The sequence below is a fragment of the Nocardia seriolae NBRC 15557 genome (genome assembly GCF_007990715.1).
Lineage (GTDB): Bacteria > Actinomycetota > Actinomycetes > Mycobacteriales > Mycobacteriaceae > Nocardia > Nocardia seriolae.
Genome location: NZ_BJWY01000025.1, coordinates 18329 through 42427 on the forward strand (window position 1 = coordinate 18329; position 24099 = coordinate 42427).

A 24099-nucleotide genomic window follows, 5' to 3' on the forward strand; every position below is an offset into this window, starting at 1 on the left:
AGTGCTGAGCTGGCATTGTGGCTGCTGCGGCAGGGGACGGGCAATGATTCGATCCGGGTGCCGGATCATCGGGTCGGTCCGGAGGGCATGTCCGCGTCCGAGGTGGTCTCCGCGGCGGGCGGCAGACTGCGCCGGTTCGACGGGCACGAGGCGATCGCGGAGCGGCTGCTGGAGCTGGGGTCGGGTTCGTCCGCGCTGGTCATCGATCACTACGCGGGTTCCGCAGACGAGCACGGTGTGGGCGCGCACGCCTACCTGCTGGTCAACGAGGGCGGCAAGATCGTCGTGAAGGATCCGGGGACCGGCCGTGAGCACGGTTTCCCTCCGGAGGTGCCGGGCGAGACCAAGGGCACGCACGCCATCCTGTTCGAAGCCGATGGCAAGGCGGTGGATCCGCTCTCCGAGCGCACCCGGCAGGGTTTGCTCATGACCCGGCCGGGTCACACCGCGCACCCACAGCCCGAGCGTCCCGACGATGTGCTCACCCGGATCGACGAGGTTCGCGACGCGGCGCGGCAGGACCTGCGCGACGCCATCGCCGACCTGCGCAAGCAGACGGGCCTGCGGGTCCAGGAATCCGACCTGGCCCCGGGCAAACTCGCCGAGACCATGAAGGCGCTCGAGGACAGCAAGGTCCGGGCGAGCAACGGCGACCCGCAACCCGCCCTGGACCGCGTGCGCGACGCCGCACAGCGCGTCCACCGCGCGGAGAATCTCGCGCACCTGGTACTGGAGGCCGACCGGTCGCACGCCGCCCGCCCGGCGCAGGCGGCCGACCCAGCACACACCGTCGACCCCATGCACACGGCCGACCAGGCCCACGCCCCCGACCAGGCCCACGCCCCCGATCCGGCCCCCGCCGCTGATCCGACGCACCCCTCCGACCAGGCCCACGCTGCCGATCCGGCGCGCCCGCCCGCGATCGATCCGGTCGCCGAGGCAAGGGATTTCGCGCGCCGGGTAGCGGAGGCGATCGAGTCCGGCGAAGCGACCACCGAACTCATCAGCGAGGGCGCTTTCAAGAGCGCCCAGCGGGTCGAGCTGGTCACCTTCGAAGATGGCACCCAGCTGATTCGCAAGCTGGTCACCAATCCCGAGCACGCCAATGCGGAGGAGCTGGCGTCGCTGGTGGGCCGCGCGGCCGGGGTGGAGGTGCCGCACGTCTACCGGGACCCGGCGAACGAGCGCATCGTCTACATGGAGTTCATGCCGGGCGACACGGCTGGGAATCACCATGCGGGCGAGATCGATCCGGCGGGCCGGTATCGCGGCACGCCCGAGGGCCTGCGCATGGGCCTGTTCGACGCCCTGCTCGAAATCCCCGACCGCAATCCCGGCAACTGGATGGTCGGCCCCGACGGCCACCTGATCGGCATCGATCACAGCCTCGCCTTCGGCAATGATCCCCGGGCCCGCAACCCGATCAGCCAGTTCGCCCGCCAGTTCGCCGAGCACGGCGACAACCGCGAAATGGTCTGGCGCGACCACGAACTCAACCGCTCGGAGCTGGCCGAGGTCCGCGCCCGCCTGGAAGCCCTGGCCCCCGAATTCGAGCGTGCCGGTCACCCGGAGTGGCACGAGGCCATGCTGGACCGCCTCGACCGGATCGAGCAGCACGCCCGCCCCGACGAGCCCGCGCATCAAGCGCATCCGCAGTCCTCCGATGCGAATGCGGCTGCGCCCGTGCATGACCAAGCCGACCAGCAGCATCGCGACGCCGATCACGAGGGCACCGCCGCGCACGACCCGCACCCGGACTGGGCCTTGCAGGTCGAAGACCACTGGTCGCAACTGAATGCCGAACAGATCCAGCGCAAGCTCGAATCCGACTGGGACATCGATGTCTTCGGCTTCCACGACGATCTTCATCCCGAGGTCATGCGGGAGTTCGCGCGAGCGATCGAGGCGATGTTCGAGAAGTACCCGGCGACCAATGTGCGCTCGATCGGCATCGGCGAGCTGCCGCGCGACGTGTACGCCCGCTCGCCACCGGAGAAGAGCCCCAAGGTCGGCTGGTACGGCGAGAAGATAGTCCTGAACGCGGATCTCGCCGCGCACCCCGAGCGAATGGCCGAGATGGCCGCCAAGGACGAGGGCACCGGCCATCACGTCCACGGCGCGAGCGACCGTCCGATCTACGCGACGATCTTGCACGAGTTCGCGCACGGCATGGACTGGACCGGCCAGGGCGCGGCCCGCAACCGCATGCTGGACGCGCTCGCCGAGCACTATGTGGCCGAGCACGGCAATATCGTCGGCTTCCGGCACTGGCTGGGCCGCGAGCTGTCCGGCTACAGCTTCGAGTGCCGCCACAGCGTCAACCGCGCCGAGGCTCTGGCCGAGGCCTTCGCCGACGTCGAACTCAACGGCGATCACGCCAGCCCCGCCGCCAAGATCATCCACCAGGTCCTGATCGACGCGATGGCCGAGCACACCGCCAAGCACCCCGCCGAGGGCGGCCCCAGATCCCGCATCGAGCCCCCGGCCAAGCCGACTCACGATCCGGCCGCCAACAGCGAATCCGCGCACTCGCAGCCGGAATCCGAGCACCCCGAACGGCATCGACCCGGCGCGGAGCGCGGGGACGAGCCGCGGTCTTCGGGCCGAGAGCTGGCGCAGCCCAGCGATTCTCGCATCAGCGGGCGGCCGAGGCGCTCGGGTGACGACGACCAGGGTCAGTATTCGGCTCACCCGCACGAGGGCGAGACCCCGGCGGGCGGGACACGACCCACCGGGCACGACGACGGCCGGCCCGTTCCTCCCGGCGAGTGGGCGCGCGAGACCCACGAGGTGTCGCCGGCCGAACGGCTGGCCGCCCCGGTCGAGCACTGGCACAGCCTCGACCTTCCGATGGACGAGTGGACCGCGATGTCGCCGTCGGAGGTAGGCGAAGAGCTCACCCGGCGTTGGGGACTCGAGGTCACCGGTTTCGATGATGCGCTGGTGGATCCGACCGTCGCGCGCGAGTTCGCGCGCGGTGTCGACGACACCATGCGGCGCTATCCGGTCGCCAGAAATCTGAAGCGTGTCTCGATCGAGGAGCTGAGCGGGCGGGCATACGCCCACTGTGAGGCGAAGATCGGTCGCCCCGACGCTCCCCTGACGTTCTGGAACAGTGACGCGCTGGTGTTCAAGGCCGACGCGATCGTGCTGAACGCCCGCTACGCAGCCGATTACGCGCTGATGAAGAGTTCGGTGAGCCGTGATGAGGACACCGGATTCCACCCGCCCGGGTCCGGCACCCGCCCGGTGCATTCGACGATCCTGCACGAGCTCGGCCATGCGCTGGACTTCGAATCCGGGAAGGTGTCCGAGTGGGTTCGTGGCCGGGCGTCCAAGAACGCGTTGCGCGCCCTGCGTGACTACTTCGAGCAGACCCGGCCCGATCTGGGCCGCAAGGAGTTCCGCGCCGCATTCCAGGACTGGCTGAATCAGCTCAGTGCCTACAGTCGTTCGGCCACGGAGCGTCCGGGCCGGTTCGGCGCCGGGTTCGGCTTCAAGAGCGGCGAGGCGATTGCCGAGGCGTTCATGGAGGTCGAGTACAACGGGGAGCGCGCCTCCGAGCCCGCGAAGGTTCTGTACTGGCACCTGAGGGACAACCTGGAGCAGCACGGGCGCAATTCGGCGTCCTACCATCTGCCCGCCGACGCGATCGCGCGTCCGACCGGGCCGAACCCGGTGGAGGCGAGCCCCCGGACGGCCGGGCCGCGATCGGTGCACGACGCAAGGGGGCCAGAGGTTCCGGTTGCCGAACCGCCGGCTCCGGTTGCCGAACCTCATGAAGAGCCGCCCAACCCGGGTTTCCGGCACGGTGTGGATCCCGCTGTCGGACAGGTTGATTCGGGCGCGGCCGGAACATGGGAACCGGTCGGTGCGACCGAGACGCATGTTCCCTCCGACCCGGTCGTCGCGGCCCGCCTCGATGAGTACACCGCCGGTGCCCGGGAAGCTCTGCATCAGGCGGAGAACGTCCATCGGCCCGAAGTCGACCGGCTGGCCAGGGAACTCGGTGTCAATCCGACCGGTCTGTCTCCCGCCGAGCTGGACCGGGCCCTGGTCCGCGGATATGCCGCGAACCCCGACCATTCACCGCAAGCCGTTGCCGTCCGGCGCGCATTGGCGGAGGAACTCTCGCGCTACTACGGGAACCTCGACGAGGCCGGGGTGGCGCGCGTGCACGCTCGGCAGCTCGCGATCGACGAGGTGCTCGCGGCGGCCGCCGATCGCGTGCTCCGGCCGGGTGTCGGCATGGCCGACAACCCGGAGCGGATTGTCGTCGTACTTTCGCCCTCGGACGTGCCCGAGCACGTCCTCGGCACCAACTTCGCCAAAGCCCTCGCCTACCAGCGTGTCCCGGTCGAGTACCACCTGGTCGAGCTGGCGCCGGACGGCACGATCACCAGCCGGACCATCCAGCCGCCGGAAATTCACGACGCCATACCGCCGTCCCGGCGAAACCTCGGTGATGACGCCGTCCCGCCCGCCGACCGGACACAACCGCGCGACGCCGCACCCGATTCCGAACTCGCGAAGCCGCTGGATTCGCGCCGCGGGCCGTCCTCGGAGGGACCGGACGGCGAGAGCGGCGCGCCCGCGCGGGGGCCCGAGCGTCCGAGCGAGGGTCCCGGGTCGACCGTCGAGGGGACACGGCCGGATCTCCCGGTGCGTCCCGCTGCCGAACACGAGGTCGCGCTCGCGGAGACCACTACCGCGGATATGCCCGCGGCCCAGCGGGATTCCGGTACCCCGGTGCGCGTGTTCGATCCGGTCGATGCCGCGCCCGCACTGCGAGCGGTCGCGGATTATCTGGGCCGGACCGAGGCCCCGCCCGCGATGCGCGAGCACACCCCGGCGGAGCGTAGATACGGGCAGCGTCTGGCGGATGCGCTCGGCCTGGGTGATGCGCTAGGCAGGCAGCGCGATCCGCTATCGGCCATGCGTGACGTGGCCGAGAATGCCCGGGCCCGAGGGAATTTCGGCGATCCAGAGGGAAACCGGCCACCGCGTGCGATGCGGCCGGAGGACTTCGGCAGGCTGTCGGACGAGGACCGCTTCCTCCCGCGACGTCGCGAGCCGACCGGCGACGCGCCGACCCGGGAACTGCCGCTCGAGCCGTGGGCCGAGGCGAATCGCGGTCCGGCCGAGACCGAGCCGCAGGCCCTCTCGCTGCCGGAGCTGCGGCAGGAGTTGGCCGACCGCCTGGGCCTGCGCCCCGAGGACATCACCCCGCAGCGCCTGCCCGGACTGGCCGGTGAGTTGCAGTACCGGAACCTGTTGCGCGCCGGGGCGATCGAGGCGCTCGGCGATGCCATGGACCGGCACGCCGCGGCGGTTACCGAGGGCGGCCGTCGCGCCTACGGTGTGGTCCGCGACGAGTGGGCGCGGCTGCTCGGCGTCGATCCCGAACACCTGGCCCGCGATCCGCGGCGCGTCCTCGCCACCCTGCGCGATGAAACCCTGCGCCGCGCGGGCGATGTCGCCGACCTGCTGGCCGCCACCTATCACGAGCCGGACCCCGCGAGCCGTCCTCGGCTGGTGCTCGAGGCCGACGGCCACCGGGTGCACGTCGAGGTCGAAACCGGTGCGGACGGCGCGCACCGGCTGCGCACGGTGGATCGCCCAAAGCTACCGATCGAGCCGAAATCTGGTGTCCCGGAGAAGAAGCCGGGCTTCTTCCGTCGCCTGTGGCGCTCGATCAAGGGCTACGAGGGCCAGTACCCCAAGTACATGTCGGGCAACCCTCACGGCGGCGACGGCGCGGGGCAGGCCGAGGTGATCCGGGGTGTCGGCTACCTGGCCGGGCACGAATTCCCGTACACCGACAAGCCGGGCGATCCGCTCGAGCACGTGCTCGAGGGGCATGAATTCCCCGATGCCGTGGCCGAGGCGCCGTTCGCCCGTGTCGTCAAGGAGGGCGTGACCGTAGTGCAGCAGCGGGAGCGGATGCTGCTGCTGGAGCTGCTGCCCGGCCGGGTGCCCCATGTCTCCGCCGACATGGTGCCCATGCGGACCCGCGACGGCGGCGAGTACACCTACGAGTACGCCGAGGCCGATCCCGAACTGCGTGCCAAGGAAGCCGCCGGGGTGCCGGCGGAGCTTTTCCTACCCGAGCCGCCGGAGCGCCGGTCCGATCCGGTCACACCGTCCCCGGAACTCCCGGAACCGCCGCAGCACCACTGGGATTCGAAGCTGCCCGAACCCGTGGCGCGCGCCTTCGAGTCCCGCGACGCCGCCCTGCGCGAGATGGCGCGCCTGGCGGCCGAACACGGCATCCGGCTCACCGACGCGAATCCGGTCGCATTGCGCCGCGCTCTCGCCGAGGAGGCGTATCGGCTGGTGCGCCGGGCCGGTGCGATCGAGGCCCTCGACGAGGTCGGGCAGCGATTCAACTTCCACGAGGCCATGCGCCCGACCCGCCCGGTCGCCATGGACGACAAGAATCCGATGGCCCGCTATGTGCGGGAGGACTACGCGGCCGACGAACGAGATCGGTTGCGGGACAACCCCGATGCCAAGCCCCGCCCCACCCTGCTGGACGCGGTGGGCACCAACAACAACGGTGAGTGGGCGCGCCACTTCGACGCCCCCGAGGAGGGCTTCCCGCAGAGCGAGCGCGGTCAGCTCTTCCGTGACGCGCTGATGCGGGACCAGACCCGTGAGGAGCGGTCGAACTGGGCTCAGCTGCTCGATATCGAGCTGGACAAACTCGGCCCGGGCCGGGGCGGCCTCGAGCACACCATTGCCGAGCAGCGGATGGCGGTGCGTGACGAGCGGGACCGATTGGACGAATTGGCCGGTGCGGTCGAGCATTTCATCGAGCTGGACGACCGGGCGCGGCAGCAGGCCCAGCTGCTGGCCGACCGCACCGGCCACGCCTGGATGGACGCCCAGGGCGGCGCGATGCTCGAGCCCGGAATCGGCGTGCGCCCGGGCGAACACCCCGGCGACCCGAACCGGCTGGTCGTGCTGAGCGGCGCGGAGGATCACAATGCCCGCCTGGTCGCCGCATTGGCCGAGCATTCGGAATTGGCCGGAATGCTCAATCGCGGTGAACTGCGCCTGGATTACCGCGACGTCGCCGTGAACACCGACGGTGCGGTCCATGTCGCCGAGCGCCCAGCCCCGCAGGTGCGCTTCCACGATCCCGAAGTCGGCGGCGAGCGGACCCCGGCGCTCATGGTGCGCGACGGCCATGAGCCCTGGCGGATCGTCCAGCCCGAGGGCGGGCCCGCCGTGCCCGAACCGGCGACGCCCGCCCACCCGTCCGGCCCGCCCCGCGATCCGGCGGTCGTGCGGGCCGAATTCGAGGAGGTCGCCGCTCGCCTGGGCGAGAAGAACCTGAACCTGGGCGACAACCTCGATCGCACCATTGCCGCACTGCGCCAGGACAATCTGCTGCGTGCCGCCCAGGTCGAGGGCATGGCGGACTACATGCGCAGCAGCGACGCCATCGAGAACTTCTACGAGTTCAGCAACAAGCTGGGCGACCTGGCGCACGTGCTGGGCATCGATGCGCAGGAGATGTCGCCGCAGCGCGTGGCGGAGGCCATCACCGAACCGAAGATGAACCGGGCGCATCGCGCGCAGGCCATCGGGGATCTGCTGGATTACGGGCACGAACTGTACGACCGCACCAAGCAGATGCACGACCCAGACGAGGTGAAGAACGCACGGACCGTGCTCGCGGCGCGGGACCGGCTGGCGCGGCGGTTCGGCCTGGAACCCGAGGAGGCGTTCGGATCCGGTTATCGCAAGGACGAAAACAAGAAGATCGTCGGGTACGGGCCGAATCCCGAGACCACCGAGAATTCCGCGATCGTGCACGCCATCAGGGATGCGCTGGGCCGTGCGGGTGAGCGGCCGCAGGTGGTCGCCGCGCTCGCCGAGTACGCGCACGCGCTGGGTCAGGTGGACAAGTATCACCCGAACATGCGCTTCGATCCGCGCGCCGATCCGCGCGCCGCGGACGGCGTGCTGCCCATCCACGATGCGGACGCGCTGAAACTGCTGTCCGGGCTGTCCGGCGAAAACCTCGGCGAGCCACCGCTTTCCCGCGAGCCGTCCCGGGCCGAGGGGGTCTGGTCGCATCTGCTGGGCGTGGACGTCGAGGATGTCGACCGCATCGTCAAGCTGTACCGCAAGGAACTTCCCGGCCTGCACGATCGGATGCCGCCGGAGAAGTTCGAGCGGTTGCTGCGCGATCTGGGGGACGCCACGCAGGATCCCGGCATCGCCTACGCCGAGTACCGGATCGGCCTGGATCCGAAGGCCGAACCGATGTCCGCGCACGAGTTGCGCGAACTGGTCACCGCTGTCCGGGAGGCCCGTTTCGCCGAGGTGTACGAGGTCTACCGCGACGGCAAGATCGAGAACCACGAGCGGCCCAAGCCGGACGAGCTGAAGCGGATGCTCGGCGAGATGCGCGAAGAGATCCGCGGTCGCGAGGCCGATATCGACGCGCTGGAGCGGCTGGTCCGAGAGCACGCGGCGCTGACCGCCCCGTCGGAACCGGAAGCGCCACCGCGCAGTCCGCGCGAGGTGGCCACCGAACTGGCCGAGGCGCGGCGCGCGCGGGAGGTGGCCGGTGCGCGCCGCGATGCCGCGGTGGGTCGCATCGACACCGGCTCGGACCGGGCCCTGCGCCACAGCGACCTGAGCCCGCACCGGCTGGACGGCACCGTCGAATACCTGACCACCCCCATTGCCGAGGACGGCGGCCATCGCCTCAACAACAAGGAGCGGCTCACCGAACTGCACCGGGCGGCAACCGATTACAACGAGGCGCATGCCCTGGTCGAGGACCGGGAGGCGCAACTGCGCGCGGCCGTCGCCGCCGCCCGGGGGCCGGGCGAGGACTCGGTGACCGTGTGGGGGCGCGAAGCCTACGCCGCGCGAGACGATCTGCTGCGCGCGGCCGCCGAGGCGCCGGGCAACTGGCCGGGCCGCCCCGATCAGGTCGTCGAGCGACTCGACGAGATCTCGCGTGGGAACGAGAAATTCGGCTTCCAGCTGCCCCGGGAACTGCAACCGCTGCACGATGCCGCGCAGCGGTATCGCAATGCCATGGACTTCCTGGGCGCGGCGCGGCCCGATCCGATCGAGATCGTCCGCGCCGGGGAAACGCCACGGACTCAGGCCGAGCGCGAACTGCGCTACGCCCGCCAGGACGCCGACATCGCGGAGATGGCCAGGGACAATGCCCTGGCCGGTCTGCCGGTCACCGCGCCGGACCTCACTCGCGACTGGATCGCTTCCACCCGAACGGAATTCGGCGACACCCCGCGCGACCGCCTCACCCCGCAACAGCGCGGCTTGCTGGACCTCGCCGACGCCGCCGAACACCACCTCGACGCCCAGGACCGCTCCGCCCGCTGGCAGGCCCAGCTCGACCACCTAGACACCGATGCCCGCAATGCCGCCGATACTCCCCGGGCCGCCGCAGCCCGCGCCCTCGACCAGGCCCACGCCGCACTGCGCAATGCGATAGCCGACGTCCGCGAGGAAATGGGCCTGCACATAGAGGAATCCGAACTCAGCCGCGCTCGGCTCGCCGCGACCATGGCGGACCTGTCCAACCGCACCGTCATCACCCCCGGCGGCGCGGCGGACCCGGACGCCGCCCTCCACGCCATGGGCGCCGCCGACCGCATGCGCGTCGCCGCCGAAAAGTTGCACGGCGCGGAGGATTTCGCCCACTGGATCGATGAACACACCGCCGCCCCCGGTCACGGTGAGGATCCCGGCAGCGGCCCCGCCCGCCCCGGCGAGGACCCAGGCGGCGGCTCGGACGGCCGCCCCACCCCGCCCGAGCCCGGCGGCAAGCCCGGCTCCGACGGCGCGGGTGCCGATCCGGCGGTGACCGGTTCGCGTGAGGGTGATCGTGGCGCTGTGCCCGACAGTGAGATGCGGCGGCCGCTCGACTCGCGAAGCGGTGCGTCGGGGCACGATCCCGAGGCCGGAAAGGATCCCGCAGCCGGCGATCCCGCCGTACCCGTGCCGGACCCTGCGGCCGCGCACGATCCCGGTGCCGTGGTCCCCGTCGAGCCGCCGCGACCCGGTGAGAACCAGTCGCAGGCCGGTCCGGAATCGGTGAATCCGACGGCGGTGTCGCCGACCTTGAAGGCGGTCGCGGACCATCTGGCCGGTGCGCCACTCGAGCACAATGCGCGCCAGCGGACCCCGGAGGAGCTCGCTTATCTGGCCCGCCTGGCCGACGGGCTGGGCATGGTCGAGCCGCTGTCCAAGCGGCCGGACGCACTCGCCTCGTTGCAGGAGCTGGCCGAAATGGCCAGGGCACGCGGCTTCTTCGGCGATCCGGATACCGGTGTGGGACCGGCGTCGATGCGGGGTGCCGAGGACTTCCGCCCGCTCACCACCGAGGAGCGCTACGGCGGCGAGGAGTACTGGCGCAGCGAGGTCGATCCCCGTGAGCTGGCCGCCATCGAGGCGGAGTTCCGCGATCTGGGCATCGACGACCGCCTGAACCGAGCCGACGCGGAGGCGGCGGCGGACGCCAGAAAGGCGCTGGAACAGAACGCATCCGGTCCCGACGGCCCCCGCCCGAACCTGCCGCTGGAGCCGTGGTCGGACTCCATGCGCCATGCCGGTGAGCCGCGCGCGCTGACCCTCGATGAGCTGCGCCGGGATATCGCGGCGCGGCTGGGGCTTTCGGACGCCGACATCGCCGCGGATCGACTCGCGGACACCGCTGGTGAGTTGCAATACCGGAATATGTTGCGCGCCGGTGGAATCGAGGCCCTCGACGAGGCCGCGACCCGGCACGACGCGGCGACCGACCCTGAGCAGCGCGCGCGGCTGGCCCAGATCCGCGACGAGTGGGCGAGGCTGCTCCGCGTAGACCCCGATCGTCTGGCACCGGAACACCGGGCGGCGACGCTGGCCGAACTGCGCGCCGAAACCATCCGCCGCGCTGACGATGTCGCGGACCTGGTGGCGGCGACCTATCACGAGCCGGACCCGAACGGGCCGCAGCGGCTGGTGCTGGAGTCCGGCGGCGATCGAGTCCATGTCGCGGTCCGGACCGATGCCGACGGGGTGCGGCACCTGGAACCCGCCGCGCGCCCGGCCCTGCCGGGCGACCGCCTCCCGGTCAAGCCGGATCCGGTGCGCCCGCCGTTCCTGCGCCGCCTGTGGGACTTCGTCCGAGCCGGATTCAACGACCAGTACCCGAAGTACGCCTCGGGTTCGGGGATCGACGGCAAGGGTCAGAAGGAGATCATTCACGAGGTCGGCGGCTGGCTGCACAATGATTTCCTCGAGCACCTCGAGATCAATCCGTCCCGCCTGGGCAAGGAGTTCGCGACCCTCTGGAAGGCGCGCGAAGATCTGCCGCTGCTCAACCGGCTGACCGCGCGAGTAGCGGACGCGGCCTCCGCGCACGTGCCCATGCGCACCCGTGACGGCGGCGAATATCAGCCCTGGCGCAGCGAGGTGGATCCCGCCACCCGGGCACGCGCGGCGCAGGACCTGCACCGGGCGAATATCTCGGAGGGCGAACCCGCGCAGGCGGGTCATCGACCCGATCCGGTCACCGACCCCGTTGCGGTCGCTCAGCGAGAGCACCTGCCGGAGTTGCCATCCGGCGCCGAGCACCCGGCCGCCCACACCGAAAATACCGGCGCACAACCCGATCCGGCGACCACACTGCGGCACGGCTCGGGCGATCCGCGGGACGTATTGCCCAAGACCCTCGCCGACGGCCTCGAGGTGCGCGACCGCGCGCTCGGCGAGGTGCTGAAACAGGCCGCGCGCCAAGGCATCGACCTGCGCTCGGCCGATCCGGCGACGCTGCGCCGCCTGGTCGACGAATCGACCTACGTGCTGCTGCGCCGCGCCGGCGCGATCGAGGCGCTCTACGAGGCGGCGCAGCGCTACAACATGGAGGACGCGCGCGTCCCCTTCAGCCGCAGCATCAATTTCTTCGACAAGGACCCGCTGGGCCGCTTCCTGCGCGAGCTGGTGCACAGCGATCCGACCCGCAAGGACTGGGCGATCACCAGGCTGGCCCGCAAGATCGGGCTGATCGGCAAGGACGATCCGCACTACACCGCGCTGGAATGGGACGGCACGCCCAATGGCGGTGAACCGGCCCGCACCTTCGACGATCTCTCGCCGGAGGAGCTGGCCACCCGCAAGGAGGGCGTGCTCTTCGAGAACGCGCTGATGCGCGATCAGATCAGGGAGGAACGCTCGAACTGGGCGCAGCTGCTGGGCGTCGGCCTGGACGAGCTGACGCCCGAGCGGCTGGCGCACACCGTGGCCGAATTGCGCATGGCCGTGCGCGAACACGCCGATCAGGTCGTCGATCTCGGCCATGCCGTGGACGAGTACCTGCGCACCGACACCGAAGTGCGCCGGACCGCCGAGGATATCGCCGAGGATGCGGCGCGCACCTGGGTGAGCGAGCACGGCGGCGCGGCGCTGGACCGCGGCGTCGCGATCCTGCCCGGCAAGCCGCCGCACCTGTCGGTGCTGCGCGCGGGCGGCGACCACGAGCGGGTGCTGGCCGCCTATCTGGCCGAGCATCCCGAGATCGGCCGCCAGCTCAATGACGGGCGATTGCAGGTCGATTTCCGGCTCGTCCGCATGGACGACCAGGGCGGCCTGCACGTGCTGGCCGAGCACACGCCCGAAGTTCGTTTCCACGAGCCGGAATTGGGCGGCGAGAAGGTTCCGGCCACCACCGTGCGCGACCATCCGTCGCGGCCCTGGCGGGTCGTGGAGGAGTCGCCCGCCGCGCCGTCCGCGCATCCGGAACCCGAGCCCCCACCGCGCTCGGTCGACGAATTGCGGACGGCCCGTGACGAACTGGCCAAGAAGCTGGTTGTCTACCGGGAGGATCTCACCCCCGACAAGCTGGCCGACACCATCGCCGCAATGCAGCTGGACAACGCGCTGCGCGCCGCCCAGATCGAGGGCATGGCGGACTTCATCGACACCAGCGACGGCATCGCGTCGTTCTACGACCTGAACGACGCGCTACAGCAGCTCGGGCACCGGCTGGGCCTGGAGCCGAACGAGCTGAACCCGCGCAGCATGGCCGAGGCGCTGGCCGATCCGGGCCTGCGCAATGTGCGCCGCCTGCAAGCGGTTCAGGATCTGGTCGAGTACGCGGCGCACGTGCGCGACGTGGACGAGGCGGCGTCGCTGGCCGCGCGCGACCGGCTCGCCGAACGCCTCGGCGTCGCACCCGAGTCGCTGTTCGCCGACAAGTACGACAAGAAGGCGGATGTCTTCCGGCCGGACTCGGCCAGCATCGAGCCCGCGTCGCTGCTGCGGGCGATCAACGACATGATGCACCGCTCGAACGAGCGTCCGGAACTGCTGGCCGCGCTGACCGAATACGCGCAGAGCCTGAGCCGGATCGACCCGTTCCACACCGACCTGCGATTCGATCCGGCCACGGATCCGCGGGTCGCCGAGGGCGAACTGCCCATCCGTGACACGGCGGTGCCCGCTCAGCTGCGCGGTTTCCGCCACGAATTGATCGGGGAGCCACCGCGTTCGGACGATCCGTCCCGGGCCGGTGCGGTGTGGGCGCGGCTGCAGGGCCTCGAACTCGGTGACGATCCGGCCCGGCTGGCCAAGGCGTACGAGGCGTATCGGGACGGCAAGATCGAGAAGTTCGAACGCCCCACCGATGACGACACCCGGACGGCGGTCGAGGAGCTGCGGGCCGAAACCCGCGCTCGGGCAGCGGATATCGAAGCCCTGCGGAAACTGGCCGAGGAATACAACGCGGTGACCGCACCGGCGGGCCCCGATCCCGCCCCGCCCCGGCCGCGGGCCGCGGCGATCGAACTCGACGGCGCGCGAACCGATTTCGAGCGGGCGGGCCGGGCGCGCGACTACGCGCTGTCGCGCATCACCCATCCCGATGCCCACGAACCCCACCTCGAGGGCGCTCCGGGCCGCCGGATCGGCCCGTCGGACTTGACGCCGCAGCGGCTCGCCTCGACCCTCGAGCACCTCCGGCAGCTGCCCGTGCCGGAGGGAGGGCGTCCCGGCCACGAGACCCGGATCGCTGAATTGGCAGCCGCGGTAGAGCATTACAACACCGCGCAGACCCGCGTGCGGGCGGCCGAACACGACCTGAACCGCGCCCTGATGGCGAGCGCCCGCCCGGGCGAGACACCCCTGGACACGCTGCACCGCGAACTCGAGCAGGCGCTCGGCGGTCGCGAGCGGGCGATGCGAGGTGTGCGGGTGGAGGCCGCGGATCTGACACCCGAACGCTTCCGCGATGCCCTCGACGAGGCGGCCCAGTATGCCCGCACGCCCGAGGAACACGCCGCGATCGGCGAGCGCATCCAGCGCCTGCACGACGCGGCGGTGCGGGTGCACCAGATCCAGGAACTCATCGCCGGTCACGAGTTTGCCGCGGCGGCGGAGGCCCGCGCCGCCGAGTCGCCGCTGGACGCGGCCCGCCGCGAATCCACCGCGGCGCAACGGGAACTGCGTGCCGCCCAGGCCGACCGCGACGCGCTCATGACCGCCCCCGAACCGCACGGCGCGGAGGAATTCGCCGCGCACGATGCGGCCCTGCGCGCCGCCGTGGACCGGGTCGACCAGGCTCGCGCCGCCGCCGACCGCTGGTCCACGGAGCTGAAGCGGTTGTGGGCCGCGGAAACCCGCGCCGCCGTCACCCCGCACGAAGCCGCCGCCCAGGCCCGCTCGGACGCGCACGCCGCACTACGCCAGGCCATCACCGACTTCCACGCGGCAACCCGCGTGCGCGTAGCCGAATCCGACCTCACCCCGGCCCGCCTCGACTCGACCCTCGAAGAGTTGCAGGGCAAGACCGTCCTGGCCAACGGCCCCGGCAGCGCCACCGCCTTCGAAGACCTCCGCCGCGCGGCCGAACACTCCCACCGCGCCGACGCCCTCGCGCACTGGGTCGAAGACAACATCCCGCATCCCCACGCCCCGGCCTCCACCCCGCCCCCTCCGGGCCACGAAGGCGAGGACCCCATCGGCGGCACCCCGGCAAAACCAACCGACCCCACACAACCGAACTCCGACCCCTCCGCCCACCCGGTGCCGGTCCCCGAGTCGCACCCGAAGTCCGACCCGAACGACCCGGACACCTGGTTCGACCGCATGCAGGCCGAACAGGCCGACTGGTCGGCCCAGATGGAAGCCAAGCGCGCCCAGTGGCTCCACGACATCGCCGACCGCATGGAGCCCGGCAGCACCGAGGAACGCTTCGCCCGCCTCCGCGCCGAAAACGCCGACCGCCTCGCCCGCATCGCCGCCGACCGCGCCGACTGGTTCTGGGACCAGGCCGGAGGCCGCCCCGACACCCCCGAACCCGACGCCCCCACCCCCGGCCCGGACGGCCCCGACTCGGGCGGTGGCCCCCGCCCGGACGCCGGTTTCAATGATGGTGCCGCCCAGCCGAAGCCGGACCCGGACCCGGGTACCGCTGAGGGCGGCCGGGCACCGGTGGCACGACACGAGTCGCAACCACCCACCGGCCCAACCGAAGCCGAGCATGTCGCCGGTGCGGAAGCCCATCCGGCCGAGCCTGCGCCGGAACCGCCGCGCGGTGAGGCCGGTGAGCCAGTCGGCGGCAAGACCCCAGCCGTGGGACAGCCGGAGTCGCCGTCGAACGACGGCGGAACAGAGTCCGGCCAAGGTGGGGCCGGAGACCCCGGTGCGCCCAGGAGCGAGCAGAAGGCCGTCGATGACGAGAATGCCAGCGGCGGTCGAGGTTCGCCGCCCAAGGCGGCCGAGGACACGGGCTACGGACCAACACCGTCGGGCGAGAATGAGGCGACCGCGACCGGTGCCACGAGCGCGGGTAAGGCCGCGGCCAACGGTGAGGAGACCCGGGCCGACGGTGCCGGGGCGCACGCAGGGGGCGACGAGGCCGGCGCACGGGGCAAGGAGGTGAGCGAGGGCTCGTCGAGTGGGCCGGTTGTGCGCGATTCGGAGCGGTCGGGGCCGGATTGGCGGCATGTGCGGTCGCATCTGCCCAAGGTGCCGCAGCAGTTCGATCCGCAGTTCCCGCAGTACACGCCGCAGCCCTCGCAGCAGGCAGCGCCGTGGGCATTGCCGCCGGATGCGAATCCGCAGCCGCCCGCGCCGCCGAATCCGCCCCCACCGCCGAATCCGCCTGCGCCGCCATATCCACCGCAGCCGCCATATTCGCAGGGCACACCGGCCGGGCCGGGTGGATCCGGTGCGCCGTCCTACCCGGGCGGGCCCGCCGGGGCCGGTGGGGCGATACCGGGTCGGCCGCAACTGCCCGAGATTCCGCAGTTGCCGGAGGTTCCGCAGCCCCCGGCCATGCCGCCGGGCGGTGCGTACCCGGGCGCGCCCACCCCGCCGGGAGGCTGGCCGAACGGCCAGCAGCCGCCGTGGGGTTCGTGGCCCGGCGCACCGGCACAACCGGGCGGCTCGCCGCAGTGGCCCGATGGCTTCCAGCAATGGGCCGATGGCCTGCCACAGTGGGCCAACGGGACTCAGCAGTGGGAGAGAGACTCGCAGCAGTGGCTCGACGGGACTCAGCAGCGGCCCGACGGTTCGCAGCGGTGGCCCGACGGTTCGCAGCAGTGGACTGACGGTAATCAGCAGTCTGCCAATGGTTCTCAGCACACGTCGAACGGGAATCCGCATTCACCGGGAGCGCAGTATCCGCATCATCCGGGTTCGCCGTCGATGCCGGGGCAGCAGCCGCACGGACCGCATGTGCCGGGTGGTCACGGTGGACCCAGTGGCGGTGGGCCGCGCGGGCCATTGGGCGTGCCGGGGTGGAATGGGCTGCCGGACAGCATGTTCGGTGGTGAGGTTGCCAACGGTGGCGGGGCGAGCGGTGACGGCGGCGATGGCGGTGGTGCGAACGGCACACCCCAGGGCGGGCCTCCGGCCGGACCCGCGGGTGGTTCGGGTGGGCAGCAGCAGGGTGGGACCGGTGGCGGTCAGGTGCGCGGCGGCAATCGTTTTCCGCGCGCCTCGGGGCCGGTGTCATCGGGTTCCGGGGTGTATCTGCGGTCGCATTCGGGCTTCGGTGAGTTCGCGATGCTGAATCCGGCTACCGGCGAACTGAATTCGGCCCCGGTGGGCGCGGGTTCGCTGTCGGGTGTCTATGACGACATGGACGGCCTGCGGGTGGCCTTCTACCGTGACCAGCAGGCCGGTCTGGTGCTGCGGGTGGGCGATCAGGCCATCGAGCTGGATCGGCTGGGTGCGGATGCGCACTGGGAGCGCACCCAGCACGGCTTCAACCGCCTGCTGGTCGGGGTGGGCGGCACGCCTCAGGTGGAGGTGCGCTACCGGACCGTTCCGCAGGACGCCGACCTGGGCCTGCTGGTGCGTGACGTGCTGTCGGATCCGGCGCGGCGGGCGGGCATCTTCGGGTGAGGCCCGGGCGAGTTCGCCGATTCTTACGGTTCCTGCAACCGCGTGGTCGATCGGGATATGTGATGCTGAGTTCCGGCTCGGCTGAGGGAGGAGAGGGACATGCGGCACGGTCAGCCCAGTGACGATGAGTTGCGGGCGAACTTTGACGAGGTACTGGCGGAGGTATTGACGGGGCGCGGAGTCCACACCGCCACCGGTCTCGACGATGACACCGAGGATGCCCTGTGGGCCATCGCCGAGGCGCACCCCAATGCCACCCCCGAGCTGATCGCCGCGGCCCGGCAGGCCTTCGCGGGTCAGCTCGACGGCAGCAACGCCGAGCGCTGGGCCGAGGAAATGGACAACTGGTTCGACGAACGCGAGGAGCGCAAGGCCGCGCGCGACCAGCAGGGGCCGGCGGAGCAGGGCTGACACCGACGTGACGACTCCCACCGAGCACACCCGAGATCAGACCGACGTCGATGCCGCGCTCGAAAACGCTGGCGTGCCCGCCGATTCCGATCCCGACATCGGATTCAGCCTGACCGCACCCGTCATCGACATTCCGCAGCGCGCCCGGAGCCTGGCCCACCGCATCGCGCAGGAGGTGCGGGAACTGGGCCCGCAGGGCTGGACGCGGGTGCACGCCGCCTTCGCGCTCACCGCGACCGGCCGTCGCTCCCGGATCGTGTTCTCCGATGAGCAGGACCGCCAACTCCAGGTGCCGATCACCGCCGAGCTCCTCGAATTCGTCGCCGAACACCGCCGCCTGTCCGCCGATCTCGGCGACGGCCCCTGGTGGCGGCTGGAATTGGCGCTCACCGCGGCGGGCGAGCTGAACGTCGATCACGACTACGGCGACGAACCGTTCCCGGCCGATCAGCTGTTCGCGCCGGAGGATTATCTGGCCGACCTGGCGGCCCATCCGCGCGCCGACCTGCCCATGTGGCTGGCCGCCTACCTGCGCCACGACGACCGGCAGTCCCGGGATCCGCGCCAGGCCGCCGACGCCGCGCGCGCCGATCGCGAATCCGGTTATCTCCCGGTGGTTTCCGAGGACGACTTCCCGGATTTCCCACTGTTGTGGGCGCGTTGGGCCGCCATCTCCGCCGCCTTCGTGGCGATCGGCTCCGAATGGGGTCCGCGACTGCTGCCGTCCTTCGCCTGGTTCGAGGGCGTGCTCCGTTCCGGTTCGTCGCTGTACCTGCTGCCCGGCGGTCGCGCGGTGCTGTCCGGAGGCGTCTGGAACGCACCGGAATTGGCGTCCGCCTACAACGGCCGCGCCGAGCTGCCGCGCCTGTACGCGGGTGCACCGGCGTGGGTCGCCAATCCGGTGCTGAATACCCGCGCGGGCGGTGGCCTGCTCACCTTCTGCTACTGGTGGGAGCGGGGCCGCTGGTACCGGGGCGAGTCCCCGGGCGCAGCCGACCTGGCCGCCGCGGTGCCCGGGATCTGGACCGCCGCCACTACCACGGATGTGATCAGCGGCTTGATCGCCGAGCAACCGACACCCGAACAGCGTTCCGCGGTAACGGAATTCGTGGCCGCCGCCGAGCTCGGCGACGTCACCCACAGCGTGCTGACGGCCGTCTTCGGCGACGCCGCGGACCTGGACGCCGCGCACCATCAGCTGACCTTGGCGGGGGTGGCGCGCCTGGGCCCGGATCCACTGCCGGAATCCGAGGCCCTCGAGGCGGTTCGCCACCACATCCGCTCCGAGGTCGGCGACAACTCGGCGTATCCGCTGGATCTGCTTCGGGCCGAACGGCTTTCGGTCGGCTGGATGGTGTACGTGCCCACCGAACCGGAGGAGATCGCAATCGATCGTGCGCTCTACTACGTCGCCGACGACGGGGTGGTGGAGCGGACCACTTCGAGCATGCCCGCGTCGTCCTACCTGCTGGGGCTGGAACAGCGTTTCCGCCAACGACATTCGTAGTGATGCGGATCGAACGGGTGCGGGGCGGGCGGCGGCGGCCGGTAATCTTTCGGGCGTCGGTCGAGTTAGGCGCGGGACATGGGTGACGGTGACAAGGTCGACAACCCCTGGCTGGGCCTGGACCAGCTGGCGCAGGGCGGCGGGCTCGAACTGGCCCCGGGTGCGGCCCTGGACGCCGCCAAACTGGTGGCCGACGCGGTGAACGTGCTGAACGTCGCGAAGGGCTACCAGCCGCTGCTGGCCGATCACAAGGGTTTCAGCGACAACGGGCACCTGAAGAAGATTCTGGTGCTGCGCGACCACTTCAACGATCAGGGCAAGCGCCTGGAAACGATCCTGAACCACTACCTCGATCTGCTGAACGCCATGGCCGACACCATGATCGTGGCGGACAAGGACTACAACGCCGCCGAAGAGGATTCGAAGTCCAAATTCGCGCGAATCAAGAAGGAGCGCGCCGTCGACGCCGGCACCCCGGCGCTGGCGACGAACACGAAGATCCCCACCTTCGACACCGACAAGACCCCGCCGCTGGACGCGAAGCACGGGCACGGCGATCTGGCGGACATCGCGAAGGCCAAGGGGCACTACGAGGCAATCGATTCCGAGGACCCCAATTCCGGGGACCATCAATGGTTCTACGAGGCGGGCCTCGGCATGAAACCACAGCTGGTGGCCGATATCGGCGGCACCTGGCTGCTGGTCGCCGACAAGATCGAGAAGAGCTTCCACGGGCTCACCGAGCGACTGTCGAAGATGGAGTCCGACAAGAGCTGGACCGGAAACGGAGCCAGGGGCGCGAATCAGGCCGCCGCCCGGTTCAAGACCCAGTCCGACGACCTCACCGCGGATCTGCGCGCCATGGCGTCCAACCTGAACTACGTGTCGGGCTGGCTGGATCAGACCAAGCTCTACATGCCCCACAGCGCGCCGACCGACGCCGACTATGACCGGCCCCAGCGCGAGGACGCCATCGTCAAGCGCGCCCGGCTCGGATTCGTCAGCTGGTATGTGCCCGGGCTGAGCGCGGCGGGCCCGGCCGTCCCGATGCTGGCCGACCCCACCGCGCCGATGCCCGGCTCCGGCGGCCCGACGAACTACTACACCGGTGGTGGTGGCGGTGGCCAAACACGCGGCAAGGTCGGCCCTTCGGGGGCCACGCCGACCTTCGGAGACGGCTCCAAGTCCACCGGGACGAAGCCGATCACCGACAAGGGCACGAATCCCGACGGTTCGAACCCCAACGGCGACAAGCAGAATGGCGCGAACCCCGACGGCTCCAATCCGAACGGCTCGAATCCCGGCGGCAATCCGAACGGCTCCAACCCCACCGGCTCGAATCCCGGTGGCACCGACCAGACCTCGGGTCAGAGCGGCCAAAACGGTTCGCAGCTGTCGCAGCTGGCCGGCGCCCTGCAACAGGGCATGCAGAATCTGCAGGGGCAGACCACGCAGAACAAGCAGCAGGACCTGGCCAAGCAGCTGGAGAATTCACCGCTGTCCACACTGCCGAACTTGCTCAACGACCTGAAGAAGCCGCTGGGCGGCGGCGGACCCGGCGGCAAGCCGGTGGAACCCGCGCAGGCCAAGCTGTTTCCGCGTGCTGCGGTCGTCGAGGCCGCGGAGGCGACCACCGTCAGCTCCGCCCGCGCGGGCATCGCGACCGGCTCTGCCATGGGTGCCGGGATGGGCGGCGGCATGGGCGGTATGGGCCACGGCGGTGGCGCGCACGGCGCACAGGGCAAGGAGCACAAGCGCCCCGAATTCCTGGACTCCAGCGAATATCTGGACGAGGCCATGGGCACGCCCCCGGTGGTGGCGAAACCGGTGGTGGAGGGCTGAATTCTATGGGACGCAGCTGGTCGTTCACCGACCTGGAGTTGCTGGTGCTGTGGGAGGAGCTGGGCGAGGAACTGCTGCCCGCCCCGCTGTTCTTCACCAGCCGCACCGAAACCTGGAACGCCCACCTGGACAACAAGGCCCGCGCCCGCAACGCCCTGCGCGACCGCGATCCGGAGTGGGCGCAGGTGCTGCACGCCGTGCACGCGCCGGAACTGCGGGTGGAGGTGCACGGGTGGGACGGCCGCGACTGGCGCACGCCCGCGGCCAGCATCCGCATGCTCGGGGTGCGCAGCGGCGAGGCGGGTTACCTGATCACCCAGCGTCCGGGTGAAACCGTCAGGCACAGTACGGGATTCACCATCACCGAGTTCTGGGCGGCGGAACTGGCCACCGAGGTGGTGGCCGGGCTGCCCGATACCGCCGCCGGGCGTGGCGGCGACACCGTGCTCGCCGCGCCCGGCGACGCCGCCGAGGTCGACTACGGTTTCGGCCTGTCCCCGGCGCACGAGACGCTGGAGGGCGGCGTCGTCGATCGGGCCGCCGAGTTCCTGGCCGCGCCCGCGCCGAGCATGGGCGCCATCGATGTGGTGCAGGGCCGTTCGCGTTTCGGCCCGCGCGGCATCACCCGGCACCATCTGGAATGGCGGGATCTGGACGCGGACGGCCGCTATGTGGTCACCGCCGAGCACCCGCCGGTCGCGATGCCCGCGGATCGCCGCCGGATGATCACGACCCTGGAAACGGTGATCGCCGAAGTGGTTCTGGCGATCGCGGACGAGTGAGAGGCAGCACAAGTGGCAGCGGAGGCAGTGCCCTCGGACGAGATGCCGTCGAACGAAGTGCCGCCGAGCGAGGCGCAGTTCCCGACCGAGTTCACCCTCTCGTCGCGGACCGGGTCGATCGTGGTGACTACCACGGAACTGGGTCTTCCGCGGGCACTTTCGGTCGAGCGGGATCACCTGCGTGGCGCTCCGGAGCTGCTGGCCGGTGAGATCCTGCGGTTGTGCCGCCGGTCCGCCCAACGGGCGGGCGTCGAGCGCCGGGCGCACCTGCGGGCCGTGGGCCTGGCCCCGGAGCTGCTGGCGCTGACCGGTCTGCCGACCGCCGAAGAGGTGACCCGCCAGGAGTACTTCGAGGAGCAGGAGTACGAGACCGAACCGGACAGCTGGCTGCGCCCGATCTGAAATATCCAGCGCTGCAAGTCGATCCGCACCGCCTCGCTAACCTGCGGAATATCCGACGTTCATCTTTTCGTTGGTGAGTTCGTGAACTCTTCGCTATGCCGGGCGAATCCCCGCTCTGTATAGTTTCGATTCGAAATGATCTTCCTGATGGGGGTCTCATGAGCAATCTCGTTGCCACACCGGACGCGATTCGCGCCTACGGAGACGCGTCGGCCGCCATGGCCACCGCCGTCGCCGGTGCCGCCGCGGTCGATCAGGTCGCCACGGTCGCCGGCCTGGTACCGGTCTTCGGCCTGATCGGTCAGGACTTCCTGCTGAGTTACGCGGGCGCGCAGGGCAATCACCTGGCCTCGGTCGCCGAGCTGGCCGCCGTGCACGCGGGTACCGCGGTCACCGCGCACGAGGCCGCGGCCGGCTACCAGGCCGTCGACGAGGCCTCCGGCGTCGACTTCCTCTCGCTGTCGCAGGACCTGTGAGCAGTCCGTTCGACCAGGGCTCGACCGGGGCCGTGCAGGCCACACCCACCGCGGCGACCGGCCAGTCGGTGGCGGATGCCTTGCGCGACACCGATTTCGCGCCGCTGCTGGACAGCCCGGTCGGTGAAGTCCTGCAGACGCTGGGCCTGCCCGCGCTGCCGCAGTTGCCGGCCATGCCGCCGCTGCCCGACATGCCGCCGCTGCCCACCCTGGACTTGACCGCGCTCACCAAGCCGCTCACCGATCTGGCGTCCTCGTTCGGCACCGGCCAGCTGGGCCAGGGTGTCGACGCCTCGCAGGTGCTCTCGGGCATCTCGAGCGCGCTGCAGCAGGTGATGTCGATCGCGCAGTCGGTCATGTCGCTGGCAGGCTCGGACTCCTGGCAGGGGTCCGGGGCGGCCGGTGCGGCCGAGAAGGGCACCGCGGCGCAGACCGATGCGGTGGAGCTGGAAGGTCAGAATCTGCACCAGAAGACGGTCATGGGCGGCGCGGCGACGCCGGTGGCCACCGGTGCGGCCATGATGTCGGCCATCATCACCAAGTTCGTCACCGGTATCACGATGGCCGCGCCGTTCATCGCCACCCCGCCCGGGCAGGCGTTCCTGTTGGCCCTGGCCACCGAGACCGGCTCCGAGGCGACCGCGGTGGTGGCCAAGACCCGCACCGAGATGGCGGTGCACAGCGCCAATATGACCACGGCCGGGCAGAAGGTGAAGGTCACCAACGCCCCCACCGGCGTGGACTCGATGTCACAGGTGACGCAGCTGCTGAGCCTGATCTCGCCGCTGAGCAGCGCCGCGAGCACCGGCGTGCAGCAGTTGCAGCAGCTCCAGTCGATCAGCCAGACCACGCAGGTGGAGCCGGGCCCGGACGCCGATCCGGCTGCCGCACCGAAGAATTCGGACGGCCTGGGCGCGCTCGGCGCGGGCGGTCTGGCTCCGATGGGTGGCCTGGGTGTCCCGGCCGCCACCCCGGCTCCCGTCGGCGCGTCCAGTCCCCGCACCATGAGCGCGACCACCACGCCGCCCGCCCCCGTCCCCACGCCGCTGCCGAGCACGGGCGCGACCGGCATGGGCGCGGGTATGGTGCCGCCGATGGGCGCCATGGGCGCGTCCGCCCAGGCGGGCGACGCCGACGAGGAGGTCCGCACCAATCTGGTCACCGCCGAACACGGTGACGAGGTCGTGGGTGAAATGGGCTACACCGGTGTGCCGGTGGTCGGCGCGGTCGGTACCAATGGACCGCGCCCGGCACAGTGATCGTCGCTGCCCGCGGGTGATGATCGTCGCCGCCC

8 protein-coding genes are annotated in these 24099 nt (G+C 70.8%); all 8 read left to right on the plus strand.

Features of this window, described 5'->3' with window-relative positions:
* The first annotated feature begins 87 nt into the window (after nucleotides 1–87).
* The 8 genes from NS2_RS10780 to NS2_RS10815 all read left to right on the plus strand — a co-directional run bounded on the left by NS2_RS10780 (nucleotide 88) and on the right by NS2_RS10815 (nucleotide 24064).
* Nucleotides 88–17385 carry an AarF/UbiB family protein gene (locus tag NS2_RS10780; RefSeq protein WP_147207150.1) on the plus strand — a complete coding sequence of 5766 codons (17298 nt, stop codon included), beginning with the start codon at nucleotides 88–90 and terminating at the stop codon, nucleotides 17383–17385.
* A gap of 99 nt (nucleotides 17386–17484) precedes the next feature.
* On the plus strand, nucleotides 17485–17796 hold the full coding sequence (locus NS2_RS10785; RefSeq protein ID WP_063865031.1) for a hypothetical protein: 312 nt from the start codon (nucleotides 17485–17487) through the stop codon (nucleotides 17794–17796).
* Nucleotides 17797–17803: 7 nt separating this feature from the next.
* Complete coding sequence (locus NS2_RS10790; protein ID WP_036546515.1) at nucleotides 17804–19303, plus strand: hypothetical protein; 1500 nt, start codon at nucleotides 17804–17806, stop codon at nucleotides 19301–19303.
* Between the two features lie 78 nt (nucleotides 19304–19381).
* The gene (locus tag NS2_RS10795; protein WP_033087335.1) at nucleotides 19382–21145 is read left to right on the plus strand and encodes a hypothetical protein; all 1764 of its coding nucleotides are present in this window, start codon (nucleotides 19382–19384) and stop codon (nucleotides 21143–21145) included.
* A 5-nt stretch (nucleotides 21146–21150) separates the two neighbouring features.
* Nucleotides 21151–21927 carry an ESX secretion-associated protein EspG gene (locus NS2_RS10800; RefSeq protein ID WP_033087334.1) on the plus strand — a complete coding sequence of 259 codons (777 nt, stop codon included), beginning with the start codon at nucleotides 21151–21153 and terminating at the stop codon, nucleotides 21925–21927.
* Between the two features lie 12 nt (nucleotides 21928–21939).
* Complete coding sequence (locus tag NS2_RS10805) at nucleotides 21940–22329, plus strand: hypothetical protein (RefSeq protein ID WP_081985828.1); 390 nt, start codon at nucleotides 21940–21942, stop codon at nucleotides 22327–22329.
* A 158-nt stretch (nucleotides 22330–22487) separates the two neighbouring features.
* Nucleotides 22488–22805 (plus strand): type VII secretion target, encoded by a 318-nt coding sequence (locus NS2_RS10810; protein ID WP_033087333.1) that lies wholly within the window; start codon nucleotides 22488–22490, stop codon nucleotides 22803–22805.
* Nucleotides 22802–24064 (plus strand): hypothetical protein, encoded by a 1263-nt coding sequence (locus NS2_RS10815; RefSeq protein WP_052086276.1) that lies wholly within the window; start codon nucleotides 22802–22804, stop codon nucleotides 24062–24064. Before NS2_RS10810 ends, NS2_RS10815 begins: the two co-directional genes overlap by 4 nt.
* Nucleotides 24065–24099: the final 35 nt, after the last annotated feature.

Excerpts from the sequence above, each read along its gene's own strand:
- NS2_RS10800 (WP_033087334.1), top strand. The coding sequence starts at position 21,151 with ATGGGACGCAGCTGGTCGTTCACCGACCTGGAGTTGCTGGTGCTGTGG.
- NS2_RS10810 (WP_033087333.1), top strand. The coding sequence starts at position 22,488 with ATGAGCAATCTCGTTGCCACACCGGACGCGATTCGCGCCTACGGAGAC.
- NS2_RS10780 (WP_147207150.1), top strand. The coding sequence starts at position 88 with ATGTCCGCGTCCGAGGTGGTCTCCGCGGCGGGCGGCAGACTGCGCCGG.
- NS2_RS10785 (WP_063865031.1), top strand. The coding sequence starts at position 17,485 with ATGCGGCACGGTCAGCCCAGTGACGATGAGTTGCGGGCGAACTTTGAC.
- NS2_RS10795 (WP_033087335.1), top strand. The coding sequence starts at position 19,382 with ATGGGTGACGGTGACAAGGTCGACAACCCCTGGCTGGGCCTGGACCAG.